The organism is Blastococcus sp. SYSU D00695 (assembly GCF_054050555.1).
On the sequence record NZ_JBJGZP010000012.1, the window covers coordinates 38,654 to 51,340 of the forward strand.

Consider the following 12,687-nt stretch of genomic DNA (forward strand, 5'->3'; position numbering starts at 1 on the left):
GCGCGGACGGGAGCCCCCAGCCTGGCAGACGCGGCTGGGACCTCCCTGGACGTTCGACCGTTATCCCCAACAATGTCGGGCCAACGCAGGGAAGACCGACAACCCGGCGACGACCGCCGTCACCCGCGCGCGGCCCGGCGGCGGAACGCCCACGACGCCGCCGCGGCCGAGACGACGAGGAGCCCGGCGCACCAGGCGAGGGCCACCGCTCCGGACGAGCCGATGGGCGTCCCGGTGAGCAGCCCCCGCACGGTGTCGACCACCGGCGTGATCGGCTGGTTCTCGGCGACGGGACGCAGCGCCGCCGGCAGGGTGGCCGGGTCGACGAAGGCACTGCTCAGGTAGGGCAGGAAGAGCATCGCGAAGCTCAGCGCGCTGGCCGCCTCCACGCTCCCGGCCAGCACGCCGAGGAGGGCGGCCAGCCAGGAGAGCGCCAGGACGTACAGCAGCAGCAGCCCGGCGGTCAGCAGCCACTCGAGCGGGCCGGCGTCCGGGCGGAACCCCATGGGCACGGCCGCGGCGACCACCACGGCGGTGGACACGGTGTTGCGCGCGACGCTGGCCACGACGTGGCCGGTGAGGACGGCGGAGCTGCGGACCGGCATCGAGCGCAGCCGGTCGACCATCCCGCTGGCGGAGTCGGCGGCCACCGACATCGCCGTCGACGCGGCGCCGTACCCGGCGCAGAGCAGGACGATGCCGGGGACGACGTAGTCCAGGTAGTCGGGGCGGGAGCTGATGGCGCCGCCGAAGACGTAGACGAACAGCGCCATGAGCACCAGCGGCAGGACGACCGACATGACCATGGTGTCGACGTCGCGGCGGCTCAGCCGGACGCTGCGGCCGATCATGGTCGCCGCGTCGGAGAGGGCGGCGCGGACGCCGTCGTGCACGGGGGTGGTGGGTGCGGACATCGGGGGCTCCTCAGGCGGGGACGGGGGAGGGGGCGGGAGCGGGGGCGCCCCGCCGGCCGGTCAGGGCGAGGAAGACGTCGTCGAGCGTGGGCCGGCCGGAGGCCACCCGGTCCGGGCGCGCCCCGGCGGCGGCCAGCCGGTCCAGGACGTCGTGCAGGTGGGCCGCCGTGCCGTCCGAGGGCAGCACCAGGCGCAGGCCGGACCGGTCGGCGGGGGCGGCGGGGGAGCCGAGCGCGACCTCGGCGGCGGCGAGGTCCGCCGCGGTGGCGAAGAGCAGCTCCAGCCGCTCGCCACCGACCCGGGCCTTGAGCTCACCGGGGGTGCCCTCGGCGGCGACCCTGCCGGCGTCGACCAGCACGACCCGGTCGGCGAGACGGTCGGCCTCCTCCAGGTACTGCGTGGTGAGCAGGACGGTGGTGCCGGCGCCGACGAGCTCGCCGATCGCGCTCCACATCGTGCCGCGGCTGGCCGGGTCCAGCCCCGTCGTCGGCTCGTCGAGGAACAGCACCCGGGGCCGGGCGACGAGGCTCATCGCCAGGTCGAGCCGGCGCCGCATCCCCCCGGACCAGGTGCCGGCCTGCCGGTCGGCGGCCGCGACCAGGTCGAACCGCTCCAGCAGCTCGGCCGCCCGGGCGCGGGCGCCCCGTCGGCCCAGGTGGGCCAGCCGGCCCACCATCACCAGGTTCTCCCGGCCGGTCTGCCGGTCGTCGACCGCTGCCGCCTGGCCGGTCAGCCCGAGGGCGGCACGAGCCCGCGCGGGCTCCCGGACGACGTCGTGGCCGGCGATCCGCGCCGAACCGCGGTCGGGCCGGGTGAGGGTGGTGAGCACGCGGACCGTCGTCGTCTTCCCCGCCCCGTTGGGGCCGAGCAGGGCCAGCACCTCGCCCTTTGCGGCGTGGAGGGTGACGCCGTCGAGCGCGCGGTGCCCTCCGTAGGACTTGCCCAGGCCGGTGGCCTCGATCATCACGGCTGCCCCCTCGGGGTGATCGTCAGTGCGTAGATCGTACGCAAAACAGCGTATGGCGTACGCTGAACGGGGCGCAAGCCCCTGCCTACGGTGGGCGGGTCGACCCGAGGAGGCATCGGTGGACCAGCAGGACCTGCCGCCGGACGTCGCCCTGCTCTGGGGTCGCCGGCCGGCGCCGCGCCGCGGACGGGCCCCCGGCCTGACCGTCGAGGCGATCACCCGCGCCGCGATCCGGGTGGCCGACGCCGAGGGACTCGCCGCGGTCTCCATGGCCCGCGTGGCCGCCGAGGTCGGCAGCGCACCCATGTCGCTGTACCGCTACGTGGCCAGCAAGGACGAACTCCTGCTGCTGATGTCCGACGTCGCCCTCGACGACCCGCCCGCGGTCCTGCCGGGGGAGGACTGGCGCGAGCGGCTGACCGCCTGGGCCCACGCCGTCCTGGGGATGATGCGGGCCCACCCCTGGTACCGCGAGGTGCCGCTGACGGGACCGCCGGTGGGCCCGCGCAACCTCGCCTGGTTCGACCGGGCGCTGGGCGCGCTGCGCGACGTGCCGCTGGCCGAGGAGGACAAGGTCGTCGTCGTCACGGGCCTGCTGCCGATCGTGCACGGCCAGGCCCGGCTGGCGATCGACCTGGCGGCCGGCTACCGGGCCGACCCCGCGTCGTTCGGCGCCGGGTACGCGACGTCGCTGGCGGCGCTCGTCGACCCGGTCGGCTACCCGGCCCTCAGCCAGGTGGTCGCGGCGGGCGTCTTCGGCGCGGGCGGGCCCGGGGGCGCGCCGTACGACGACTTCGCGCCGGAGTTCGCCTTCGCCCTCGGCTGCTACTTCGACGGGGTGGCGGGCTTCATCGCCGCCCGCACCGCCGGTTAGTCGGTCGACGTCCGCGCCGGGGCCGGTCACCCTGTCGCCGTGGACCTCGCCGGCGCGCTGCCCGCCTTCCTGGCCGCGGTGCTGCTCGTCGCCGCGTCCCCGGGGCCGGCGATGGCGCTGGTCGTGCGGCGGGCCGCGCTGCGCGGGCTGCCCGGTGCGGTGCCCACGGTGCTCGGCGTCGAGGCCGGCCTGTTCGTCTGGGCGCTGCTCGCCGGAGCGGGCCTGGCGGCGCTCGTCGCCGCCTCCGAGGTCGCCTACCTGGTGCTGCGGCTCGCCGGTGCAGCGGTGCTGCTCTGGCTGGGGAGCCGGGCGCTGCTCGGGGTCTGGCGGGAGCGGCGGACCGGCCTCCCTGCGGCGGAGGGAACGGCTCCCGGACCGGGGTCCCGTCCCTGGACGGCGTTCGGCGAGGGCCTCGTCGTGCAGCTGGCCAACCCCAAGCTGGCCGTCTTCATGGTCGCCTTCTACCCGCAGTTCGTGCCCGCCACCGGGTCACCGTTCGCGGCCACCGTGGTGCTGGCGACGGTGCAGGTGGCGGTCGAGGTCGTCCTGTACCTGGGGCTGGCCGCCGGCGTGGCGCGGGCGGGGGCGTGGTTCCGCCGCCCGCGGGTCCGGCGGCGGCTGGAGGCGGCGAGCGGGACGGTGCTGGTCGCGCTGGGCCTCCGGGTCGCCGCCGCCGGCCGCTGACCCGTCAGGGGCGCCAGTGCGGGTCCCGCCCGGAGATCCGCAGGGCCCGCTCGAGCGGCGGCTGGGCGTCGTCCACCGGGAGCGGGGCGGCGAACCCGTCGTACTGGCGCATCATCTCGGCGCTCTCCTCGACGGCGGCGAGCGTCGCGCGGGCGGTGGCGTCCTCGACCTCGAGGGTCTGGCCGGTGGCGGCGGCGACGTCCCAGCCGTGCAGCACCAGCTCGGCCAGGTTCATCCCCGCCACGGCCTCGGCGGGCATGACCGAGCCGCCGCCGAAGTCGACGTCGCCCTGCCAGGCGGTCGGCTCGCCCCAGGCGGCGACGGCCCGGCCGAGCTGGTCGGCGTAGTGCTGCGGCCAGTCGGCGTCGGCGGCGAAGTCGCGCCCGGTGAGGTCCTCGGGCAGGTCGGTGCGGCGTGCCCGGCACTCGAGCCCGTGGCCGGTGTAGAGCACCCAGTGGTCGACCAGGGTCCGCAGGTCCCAGCCGGTGGCGGGGGTGGGGGAGTCCAGCGGCGCGCCGGCCGCTCCCCGGGCCACCGCGGCGGCGGCCCGCGCGGCGTCGGCGAGGCAGTCGTACAGGGCGGGCAGCGTCGGACGGGTGCTCGGTGCGGTCATGCCGCCATCGTCGACGTCGCACGGTCCCGCCGTCTTGGAGGAACGCGACGCCTCAGCGGGCGTCCCGGCCGTAGCGCGCCGGAGGGGTGCCGACGGCGGCGGTGAAGTCGCGCACCAGGTGCGCCTGGTCGGCGTAGCCGAGGTCGGCGGCGACCCGCGCCCAGTCGACGGCGCCGTCGAGCGCCCGCTCCGCGACCTCGCGCAGCCGGGCCATCCGGATGACCTGCTTCACCGGCAGCCCGACCGCGTCGGCGAAGGCCCGCTGCACCCAGCGCACGGAGCGGCCGCACCGCTCGGCCAGCTGGTCCACGCGGGTCACCGTCCGGTCGCGCTCCACCAGGTCCACGGCGGCGTCGAGCTCGTCCTGCGCGGGGACGGGGTGGCGGGGGAGCGACCGCAGCCAGTCCTCGACGAGCAGCCGGGCCCCGGCGAGGTCCGGGCAGGCGCGCACGGCCTCCTCGGTGGCCTCGTCGAGGCGGAGCAGCTCCCGGGCCGGGACGACGCGGTCCCGCAGCGACGCCATCGGCCGGTCGACCAGTGAGCGGAACCCCGCGGGGCGGAAGCGGACGGCCGTGACACCCGCCCGGCCGGTCAGCGACCGCCGGTAGACGCGCGACACCGGGCCGGTCACCCGCGTCCCGTCGGGCTCGAAGGACACGTTGACGGCGGGGTAGGAGAGCACCAGCGACTCGTGCGCCCGCCCCGGTGGCAGGTCCCAGGCGACCCGCCAGTGGACGGCGACCAGGTCGGCCAGGTCGGCCGAGGGCGCCAGCCGTTCGACGGCGAAGACGTCGGGGATCGCACCGGGGGAGAGGATGCCCCGCGTCCCGCCCGCGCCCGCGCTCCCGCCCACGGCGGGCAGGGTACGGGTCAGCGCGTCGTCGTCAGGTTCACCGCGTTGCCGTCGGGGTCGCGGACGTGCGCGACCCGCTGGCCCCACGGCATGTCGTTCGCCGGCCCGGACGCGGTGCCGCCCAGCTCCACGACCCGGGCGAGGGCCGCGTCGACATCGGGTACCTCGATGCCCAGCAGGACGCGGCCCGCGTCCACCGGCGTCTCCGCCTCGGCGACCACGCCGAGGTCGCTGTCGCCGATCCGCAGTCCCTGGTAGAAGACCGGGCCCTCCGGTGGCTGCCGGTCGGTGAGCCGGGCCCCCGCCACGCCGGTGTAGAAGGCGACGAGGCGCTCGAGGTCACGGGTCAGCAGGACGGGCTGGACGGTGCTGGGCACGGACTTCCTCCACGGGTCGACGTCCCTGCTGTGACCGGTCGGCGCGACGGTTCTCATCGACCACCGGGGCCACCACCTGTGGCCGAAGCCGTCGAGCGGGGCGGGACCCGGACCGGACGGTGACATGGGCGACCGCGGCGGGGCCGACCCCTCGGCGCAGACTGGTCCGGTGTTCCGGATCGCCTTCTTCCAGCCGCGGATTCCGCCCAACACCGGCAACGCCATACGGCTGGTCGCGGCGACCGGGGCGCAGCTGCACCTCGTCGGCCCCCTGGGGTTCGACCTGTCCGACGCCAAGCTGCGCCGGGCGGGCCTGGACTACCACGACCTGGCCTCGGTGACGGTGCACGAGGACCTGCCCGCCCTGTGGACCGCGGTGCCGGACGCGCGGGTGCTCGCCTTCACCGCGGGCGCCGAGCTCCGGCACACCGACGTCGACTACCGGCCGGGCGACGTGCTGATGTTCGGACCCGAGCCGACCGGGCTGCCTCCCGAGGTGCTGGCCGATCCGCGGGTCGGGGAGCGGGTGCGCATCCCGATGCTGCCGGGCCGACGGTCGCTCAACCTCTCCAACGCCGCCGCCGTCGCCGCGTACGAGGCCTGGCGGCAGCACGGGTTCGAGGGCGCCTGAGCGGCGTCCCGCCCTGGTCGCGCTGTTCGTCAGGCCCCGCGCAGCCGCTCGTCCAGGAACCGGTCGGTCTCCGCCCACGCGGTCGTGGCCGCGGCCTCGTCGTACATGGACGGCGCATCCCAGTTGGAGAAGGCGTGGCCGGCGTCGTAGCGGCGGACGGTGACGTCCGAGCGGCCGGCGAACGCGTGCTCCACCTCGTCGATGCGCTCGACGGGGATCCACGGGTCGCGGGTGCCGTAGTGGAACAACACGGGGCACTGCACCCGGTCGGCGAGGCCGAGCACCCCGTTGGTGCCCGACCCGTAGTAGGAGACGACGGCGTCGGGCCCGCGCCCGTCCACCCGGGTGGTGGCGAGCAGGTAGGCGAGCGTGCCCCCGAGGCAGAACCCGACGGCACCGACTCGCCCGTCGCACTCCGGCAGCGCCAGCGCGTGCGCCATGGTCGCGGCGAGGTCGCCGGGCACGAGGTCGAAGTCAAGCCGGCCGACCATGGACATGCCCTCGGCGAGCCCGGACTCGTCCTTGCGCTCGAAACCGGGCTGGATGCGCCAGAACACGTCCGGGGCCAGCGCCAGGTAGCCCGCCGCGGCCAGCCGCTCGGCGAGACCGCGGATGTTGTCGTTGATCCCGAAGACCTCCTGCAGCACCAGGACCGCCGGAGCGCGGGGCACGTCCGGCACCGCGCAGAAGGCGTCGAAGGTGCCGTCCGGGGTGGAGATCGTCTCGGTGCGGGTGGTGACCACGGGAGCATCCAAGCAGAGCTCCGGCCCGGCAGGCCGCGGCACGGGGCATTCGCCGACCAGCGCTGAGCGTCCTTGCATCAGGCAGGTGAACACCTGCATGATGTGTGCGTGACCGGGGGAGCAGGCGACCTCGACGCGGTCTTCAAGGCGCTGGCGGATCCGACCCGCCGGCTGCTGCTGGACCGGCTGCGGGAGCGGAACGGGCAGACGCTGGGGGAGCTGTGCGCCGAGCTCTCCATGGCGCGGCAGTCGGCCACCCAGCACCTGGACCTGCTCCAGCGGGCCGGCCTGGTCGCGGTGGTCCGGCGGGGACGCGAGCGGCTGCACTACCTGGACCCGGGTCCGATCCACGAGATCGAGCGGCGCTGGGTCTCGGCGTTCGACCGGCCACGGCTGGACGCCATCCGAGCCATCACCGAGAGGGCAGAGGAGCACGCGATGACCGAGCAGGTGCCGACCTACGTCTACGTCACCTACATCAGGGCGTCGGCCGAGCAGGTGTGGCGGGCCCTGACCGACGCCGACCTGACGGCGAGCTACTGGGGCCACGCCAACGTCTCGGACTGGGAACCCGGCTCTCTCTGGGAGCACCGGCGGACCGACGGGTCGGGCGTCGCCGACGCCGGTGGCCGGGTGCTGGAGGTCGAGCCGCCGCACCGGCTCGTCATGACCTTCGGGGATCCCGGGGAGGCGCCGGCGACGACGTCGCGGGTCACCTTCACCGTGGAGCCGCACGAGGGCATCGTGCGGCTGACCGTGACGCACGAGGAACTCGCCGACGCGCGAGCGCTGAGCGACGTCTCCCAGGGGTGGCCGGCGGTCTTCGCCAACCTCAAGTCGCTGCTGGAGACCGGGCAGGTGCTGCCGGTCGCCCCGTGGGAGGTCCCGGCGACCGCCGACTGACCCGCCGATCGGTCGCCGGCGGGCCCGAGAGGGGCTCCTCCCGCCGATGAGTTGACATAATGTGCATTATCGGCGGACGGGATCCGGGCGCGGAGAGGGCGGATCGGCCGGGATGCACGTCCGGCAACCGCGAACCGGGATGACGAATCGGGACGACGACCCGACGACACCCGGTGGCCGTCCGACGGCTGCCGTGTCGACCGGGCGACGACGCGGGCGCCCGGCCCGCCACGGGTCCGCGCCGGGCTGGGATGCTGCGCCGGCCGTCGCCGCCCCATCATGATCACCGGCGCACCGGCGGCTGACCGGTCGCCGGCTCCCCTTTCATGATCAACTCCTGGACCCGGCGTCCGGACGGCCGCTCGCGACAGCCGATCGCCACGAGGAGACGTCGTCCGGTCGCTCGGGCGCCCCTTCCCCGGGATCCTGGGACATCACCCGCATTCCGTCACCGTGACGGAACTACGCCGGTCTGCCGGGTCCCGACGGGCGCCGCGTCGGCGATCTCTCTAGGGTCGGGTCATGCACCTCCGCCGACCAGTCGCCACCGTCCTGACCGCCCTCGCGTTGTTCGGCGGCGGCGCCACGCTGACCGCCTGCGACGCCGCTGGGACAGACCAGCGCGACGGGACGACCGACGACGAGGTGAACCAGGGCCCCGGGCCCGGACCGAACTACTCGGACCCGGAGCGCGAGGTCGAGGAGGGCGAGGACCAGCAGGACCCGGACTGAGGCGGCCTGCCGGCTGGGCGACCCGGTGCGCCGGCTCGCTCAGCCCGCCCGCTCGGTGACCCAGAGCCGGTCGAGCCGGCCGGTGGAGCGCACGAGCTCGGCCAGCGACTGCTCCAGCTCGGCCTTGGTGGGGCGCTCGGTGAGCAGCGTCTGCACGTCCTCCAGCGCGCAGCGCAGCTGGTACAGCCGGTCCTGCAGGCCGTCGAGCTCGGCGCGGGTCACCAGCACGACGTCACCGGACAGGCCGGCCTTGGCCGTGGCGGCACGCTGCTCGTAGGCCCGCTGCCGGCAGGCCTGGCCGCAGTACAGCCGGGGCCGGCCGACCGAGCCCTGCTGGGGCAGCACCCGCCGGCACCACCCGCACCGACGCTCGCCTGCGTTCCCCCGGGACCCGACCGTTCTCGCGCCCGACCCCCGGTCCTCGTCGTCGAGGACGACGGCGGACCCCTGCTGCTCTGCCACGGGAGGCACGCTAGACGGCGGGACCGACAGGATCCGGGGACACGCCCGACACACCGCAGGCTCCGTGCCCGGCGTCGCAGTGGCGCCCGCCGAGGGCCTGACCAGCGCGTCGGCGGGCCGCACTAGCGTGTCGAGGGTGCCCCCCGCCCGCTTCCCGTTCCTCGACGCGCCGACCCCGCTGGCCATGGCCCACCGGGGCGGGTCGATCGAGCACGTGGAGAACACCCTGGCGGCGTTCCAGGCCTGCGTGGACATGGGGTACCGGTACCTGGAGACCGACGTCCGGGTGACCAACGACGGCGTGCCCGTCGTCTTCCACGACGCCACGCTGGACCGCGTCACCGACCGCACCGGACGGCTGGACCAGCTCCCCTGGTCGGAGGTCTCCACGGCGCTGATCGGCGGCCGTGAGCCCGTGCTGCGGCTGGAGGACCTGCTGGGCGCCTGGCCCGACGTCCGCTTCAACCTCGACATCAAGGCCGCCGGCGTCCTCGCCCCGCTGATCCGCCTGGTCCGGCAGCTGGGGATGAGCGACCGGATCTGCCTCGGGTCGTTCTCCGACGCGCGCATCGCCGCGGCCCGGCGCCTCTTCGGCCCCACCGTGTGCACCTCGCTCGGCCCCCGCGGCGTGGCGGCGCTGCGGCTGTCCTCCTACTCCCCCCGGGCGGCCGGCCTGGTCCGCATCGACGCCGGCTGCGCCCAGGTCCCGCTCCGGCTGGGTGGGCGCGCCCTGGTCGACGAGCGTTTCGTCACGGCCGCGCACGACCGGGGCCTGCAGGTGCACGTCTGGACGGTGGACACCGAGGAGGAGGCCCACGCGATGCTCGACCTCGGCGTCGACGGGATCATGACCGACCGGCCGGCGATGCTGCGCGGCGTCCTCGAGCAGCGCGGGCAGTGGGTGCCGCGGTGAGCCTGCGCGACTGGCGGCCGCGGCCCCCCGCGCTGCCCGGGCACCTGCGCCCCCTCGTGGAGCCCGACGACCCCGAGTGGTTCGCCCGGGAGCTGGCCATCGCCGCGGCCCCGCCGTGGTGGTTCTGGCGCTTCATGCTCCGCCGGTTCTCCTGGCTGGTGAGCCTGTTCGGCCGGGTGGAGGTCACCGGCGGCGTCCCCGAGGAGCTGCGCCGGGGGCCGCTGCTGCTGGCGGCCAACCACATCGGCGACTTCGACCCCTTCGTCGTCGCGGTCGCCCTGCACCGGATCGGGGTGATGCCGCGGATCATGGCCACCGGCGGCATCATGGCCGCCCCGGTCGCCGGGCCGCTGCTCGAGCGGACGGGCGCCATCCGGGTCGAGCGCGGCACCGAGCTGGCCCGACACGCGGTCCGCGTCACCGAGGTGGCCCTGGACCACGGCGGGCACGTCGTCGCCTACCCGGAGGGCCGGGTCGGCCTGGCCGCGGACGGCTGGCCCGAGCGCGGCCGCACCGGCATGGCCCGCCTGGCGCTGGGCATGGGCGTACCCGTGATCCCGGTCAGCCAGTGGGGCGCGCACGAGGTGCTGCAGTACGGCAACGACTGGGGGAAGCTGCGCACCCTCGCCCGCGCCGCGGTCCGGCGCCCGGCGCTGCGCGTGCACGTCGGGCCCCCGGTGCAGCTGGACGACCTCCGGATGGGCCGGGTCGGGGACGCCAACCGGGCGCGGTACCGGATCGCGGCCGCGATCACGCGCGGCCTGGTGCCGCTGCGCGCGGACGAGCCCGACCGGCCGGCGTTCGTCGACCCGACCCGACCCACGACGGCGGTCTCCGCCTACCCCGGCGGTCACGTGCCCGACGACGTCCCGTGACGCGGGCCGCGCGCGCCGCCCGGACGGTCGACCCGGCGCTGCGCCGGGAGCGCTTCGGTTGGTACTCCTACGACTGGGCGATGTCGGTCTTCAACACCTCGGTGACGACCGTCTTCTTCGGCCCCTACCTCAAGCAGGTCGCCGACGACGCCGTCGGTGAGGACGGCGACCTGCGCCTGCTCGGGCTGAGCATCCCCACCGGCAGCTGGTTCTCCTACGTGCTGTCGCTGTCGGTCGTGCTGCAGGTGCTGGTCCTCCCGCTGACCGGCGCCGTCGCCGACCGGACCGGGCGCAAGCGGGAGATGCTCGGCGGGTTCGCGCTGCTGGGCGCGCTGTCGACGACCGGGATGTTCTTCGTCGCCGACGGGCGCTGGCTGCTGGGCGCGCTGCTGTTCGTGCTGGCCAACATCAGCTTCGGCGCGGCGACCGTCGTCTACTACTCGTGGCTGCCCGACCTGGGCAGCCCCGACGAGCGCGACGCCGTCTCCAGCCGGGGCTGGGCGTTCGGCTACGTCGGTGGCGCGCTGCTGCTCGCCGTCCACCTGGGGCTGTTCCTCGGCGCGGAGTCGCTCGGGCTGACCCAGGGCCAGGCGGTGCGCATCTGCCTGGCCACGGCCGGGCTGTGGTGGGGCACCTTCGCGGTGTTCGCGGTGATGCGGCTGCGCGACCGGCCCGTGCGCGAGGCCGCCGCCGCGCGCAGCGGTTTCCGGCAGCTCGCCGCGACCCTGCGCGGCATGCGCGCCTTCCCGCTGACGCTGTGGTTCCTCGGCGCCTACCTGCTGTTCAACGACGGCGTCCAGACGGTGATCTCGCTGTCGGCGACCTACGCCAGCGAGGAGCTGGACCTGGGGCAGGAGGTGCTCACCGGCGCGATCCTCATGGTCCAGGTCGTGGCGATCGCCGGCGCGCTGGGGCTCGGCCGGCTGGCCGGGCGGTACGGCGCCAAGCGGGTGGTGCTGGGCGCGCTGGTGGCCTGGATCGGGGTCCTGCTCGCCGCCTTCTGGCTGCAGACCGGCGCGGTCGCCCAGTTCTACGCCCTGGCCGCCGTCATCGGGCTCGTGCAGGGCGGCACGCAGGCGCTCTCGCGCTCGCTGTTCAGCCAGCTGATCCCCGCCGGGCGCGAGGCCGAGTACTACGGCTTCTACGAGATCAGCGACCGCGGCACGAGCTGGCTGGGTCCGCTGGCGTTCGGCCTGACCTACCAGCTGACCGGCTCCTACCGGTACGCGATCGTGAGCCTCGTGGTGTTCTTCGTGGCCGGCTTCGTGGCCCTGGCCCTGCTGCCCATGCGCCGCGCCGTCCTCGCCGCGGGCAACACCCCGCCGGAGCGGCTGTGAGCGCCTCCCCCGACCCCGCCCGGGCCGACGCCGCCGACCCGCGCCGCCGGCGGCGGCCGGCCGCGGTCCCGGCGGCCGGCGACCGGCGCAGCCACCCGGCCCCGGCGCACCTGCGCTTCTTCCACGGCCCGATGGACTGCGGCAAGTCCACCCTCGCGCTGCAGGTGGACTTCAACCAGGCGCGCCAGGGCCGGTCCGGGCTGCTGCTCACCCAGGGCGACCGGTCCGGCAGCCCGCGGATCAGCTCCCGCGTCGGGCTGGCCCGCGAGGCCGTCGAGGTCGACGCCGGGACCGACCTGCGGCTGCTCGTGCGCACCCACTGGGCCGAGGGGCGGCGGGTGGACTACCTGATCGTCGACGAGGCCCAGTTCCTCACCCCCGAGCAGGTCGACCAGCTCGCCGAGCTCGTCGACGAGTCGCACGTCGACGTCTGGGCGTTCGGTCTCACCACCGACTTCCGCACGCGGCTGTTCCCGGGCACGCAGCGGCTGCTCGAGGTGGCCGACGACGTCCAGCGCGTGCAGGTCGAGGTGCTGTGCTGGTGCGGGCTGCCCGGGCTGCTCAACGCCCGGGTGGTGGACGGCGCGATGGTGCGGTCCGGGGAGACCGTCGTGGTCGCCGACACCGCGCCCACCCCGGCCCCCGGCGAGCCGTCGACGGCCTCGCCGCGGGACGCCGACGTCCACTACCAGGTGCTCTGCCGGCGCCACCACGTGCTGGGGCAGCTCGGCCCGACCGCCGCGGGCCCGGGGCAGCTGGCCCTGCCCTGATCCCCCGTCCGGGGTGGGCCGGGGGCCGCCGGAGGGCCG

Annotated in this window: 16 protein-coding genes; 9 read left to right on the top strand and 7 right to left on the bottom strand. The window is 75.7% G+C overall.

Going from position 1 to position 12,687, the window contains the following annotated elements; translation table 11 throughout:
- Positions 1–119: 119 nt before the first annotated feature.
- Together ACI781_RS10025 and ACI781_RS10030 are read right to left on the bottom strand one after the other, a co-directional pair.
- A complete protein-coding gene (locus tag ACI781_RS10025; protein ID WP_456565945.1) occupies positions 120–914 on the bottom strand; it encodes an ABC transporter permease in 795 nt (264 codons plus the stop codon).
- A 10-nt stretch (positions 915–924) separates the two neighbouring features.
- The gene (locus tag ACI781_RS10030) at positions 925–1,878 is read right to left on the bottom strand and encodes an ATP-binding cassette domain-containing protein (RefSeq protein WP_456566031.1); all 954 of its coding nucleotides are present in this window, start codon (positions 1,876–1,878) and stop codon (positions 925–927) included.
- Between the two features lie 121 nt (positions 1,879–1,999).
- On the opposite strand from ACI781_RS10030, the gene ACI781_RS10035 reads away from it, so the two are divergent.
- Entirely contained in the window at positions 2,000–2,755 is a 756-nt protein-coding gene (locus ACI781_RS10035; protein WP_456565946.1) for a TetR/AcrR family transcriptional regulator, read from the top strand.
- Between the two features lie 39 nt (positions 2,756–2,794).
- Positions 2,795–3,439 (top strand): LysE family translocator, encoded by a 645-nt coding sequence (locus ACI781_RS10040; RefSeq protein ID WP_456565947.1) that lies wholly within the window; start codon positions 2,795–2,797, stop codon positions 3,437–3,439.
- Positions 3,440–3,443: 4 nt separating this feature from the next.
- Here ACI781_RS10040 and ACI781_RS10045 read toward each other — a convergent pair whose 3' ends face one another.
- From ACI781_RS10045 to ACI781_RS10055, 3 genes are read right to left on the bottom strand one after another with little or no spacing between them, the layout of a single operon-like run.
- Complete coding sequence (locus tag ACI781_RS10045; protein ID WP_456565948.1) at positions 3,444–4,052, bottom strand: TIGR03086 family metal-binding protein; 609 nt, start codon at positions 4,050–4,052, stop codon at positions 3,444–3,446.
- Positions 4,053–4,104: 52 nt separating this feature from the next.
- Positions 4,105–4,905, bottom strand: a complete 801-nt coding sequence (locus tag ACI781_RS10050) for a DUF6597 domain-containing transcriptional factor (protein ID WP_456565949.1) — start codon at positions 4,903–4,905, stop codon at positions 4,105–4,107.
- Positions 4,906–4,922: 17 nt separating this feature from the next.
- Entirely contained in the window at positions 4,923–5,282 is a 360-nt protein-coding gene (locus tag ACI781_RS10055) for a VOC family protein (protein WP_456565950.1), read from the bottom strand.
- A gap of 169 nt (positions 5,283–5,451) precedes the next feature.
- Between ACI781_RS10055 and ACI781_RS10060 the strand changes: the two genes are divergently transcribed.
- Entirely contained in the window at positions 5,452–5,913 is a 462-nt protein-coding gene (locus ACI781_RS10060; protein ID WP_456565951.1) for a tRNA (cytidine(34)-2'-O)-methyltransferase, read from the top strand.
- Between the two features lie 29 nt (positions 5,914–5,942).
- Here ACI781_RS10060 and ACI781_RS10065 read toward each other — a convergent pair whose 3' ends face one another.
- Complete coding sequence (locus ACI781_RS10065) at positions 5,943–6,656, bottom strand: dienelactone hydrolase family protein (RefSeq protein ID WP_456565952.1); 714 nt, start codon at positions 6,654–6,656, stop codon at positions 5,943–5,945.
- Between the two features lie 108 nt (positions 6,657–6,764).
- Here ACI781_RS10065 and ACI781_RS10070 point away from each other — a divergent pair, with 108 nt between their 5' ends.
- Together ACI781_RS10070 and ACI781_RS10075 are read left to right on the top strand one after the other, a co-directional pair.
- Positions 6,765–7,559, top strand: a complete 795-nt coding sequence (locus ACI781_RS10070; protein WP_456565953.1) for an ArsR/SmtB family transcription factor — start codon at positions 6,765–6,767, stop codon at positions 7,557–7,559.
- A 522-nt stretch (positions 7,560–8,081) separates the two neighbouring features.
- Positions 8,082–8,291, top strand: coding sequence for a hypothetical protein (locus ACI781_RS10075; protein WP_456565954.1), 210 nt, complete (start codon positions 8,082–8,084; stop codon positions 8,289–8,291).
- A gap of 39 nt (positions 8,292–8,330) precedes the next feature.
- Here the strand turns inward: ACI781_RS10075 and ACI781_RS10080 are convergent, their stop codons facing one another.
- A complete protein-coding gene (locus tag ACI781_RS10080) occupies positions 8,331–8,753 on the bottom strand; it encodes a hypothetical protein (protein WP_456565955.1) in 423 nt (140 codons plus the stop codon).
- 136 nt (positions 8,754–8,889) lie between these two features.
- Between ACI781_RS10080 and ACI781_RS10085 the strand changes: the two genes are divergently transcribed.
- From ACI781_RS10085 to ACI781_RS10100, 4 genes are read left to right on the top strand one after another with little or no spacing between them, the layout of a single operon-like run.
- On the top strand, positions 8,890–9,666 hold the full coding sequence (locus ACI781_RS10085; RefSeq protein ID WP_456565956.1) for a glycerophosphodiester phosphodiesterase: 777 nt from the start codon (positions 8,890–8,892) through the stop codon (positions 9,664–9,666).
- Positions 9,663–10,541, top strand: coding sequence for a lysophospholipid acyltransferase family protein (locus tag ACI781_RS10090; protein ID WP_456565957.1), 879 nt, complete (start codon positions 9,663–9,665; stop codon positions 10,539–10,541). The genes ACI781_RS10085 and ACI781_RS10090 overlap by 4 nt, the downstream gene beginning before the upstream one ends.
- Complete coding sequence (locus ACI781_RS10095; RefSeq protein WP_456565958.1) at positions 10,538–11,878, top strand: MFS transporter; 1,341 nt, start codon at positions 10,538–10,540, stop codon at positions 11,876–11,878. Before ACI781_RS10090 ends, ACI781_RS10095 begins: the two co-directional genes overlap by 4 nt.
- Complete coding sequence (locus tag ACI781_RS10100; RefSeq protein WP_456565959.1) at positions 11,875–12,648, top strand: thymidine kinase; 774 nt, start codon at positions 11,875–11,877, stop codon at positions 12,646–12,648. The genes ACI781_RS10095 and ACI781_RS10100 overlap by 4 nt, the downstream gene beginning before the upstream one ends.
- Positions 12,649–12,687 lie beyond the last annotated feature (39 nt).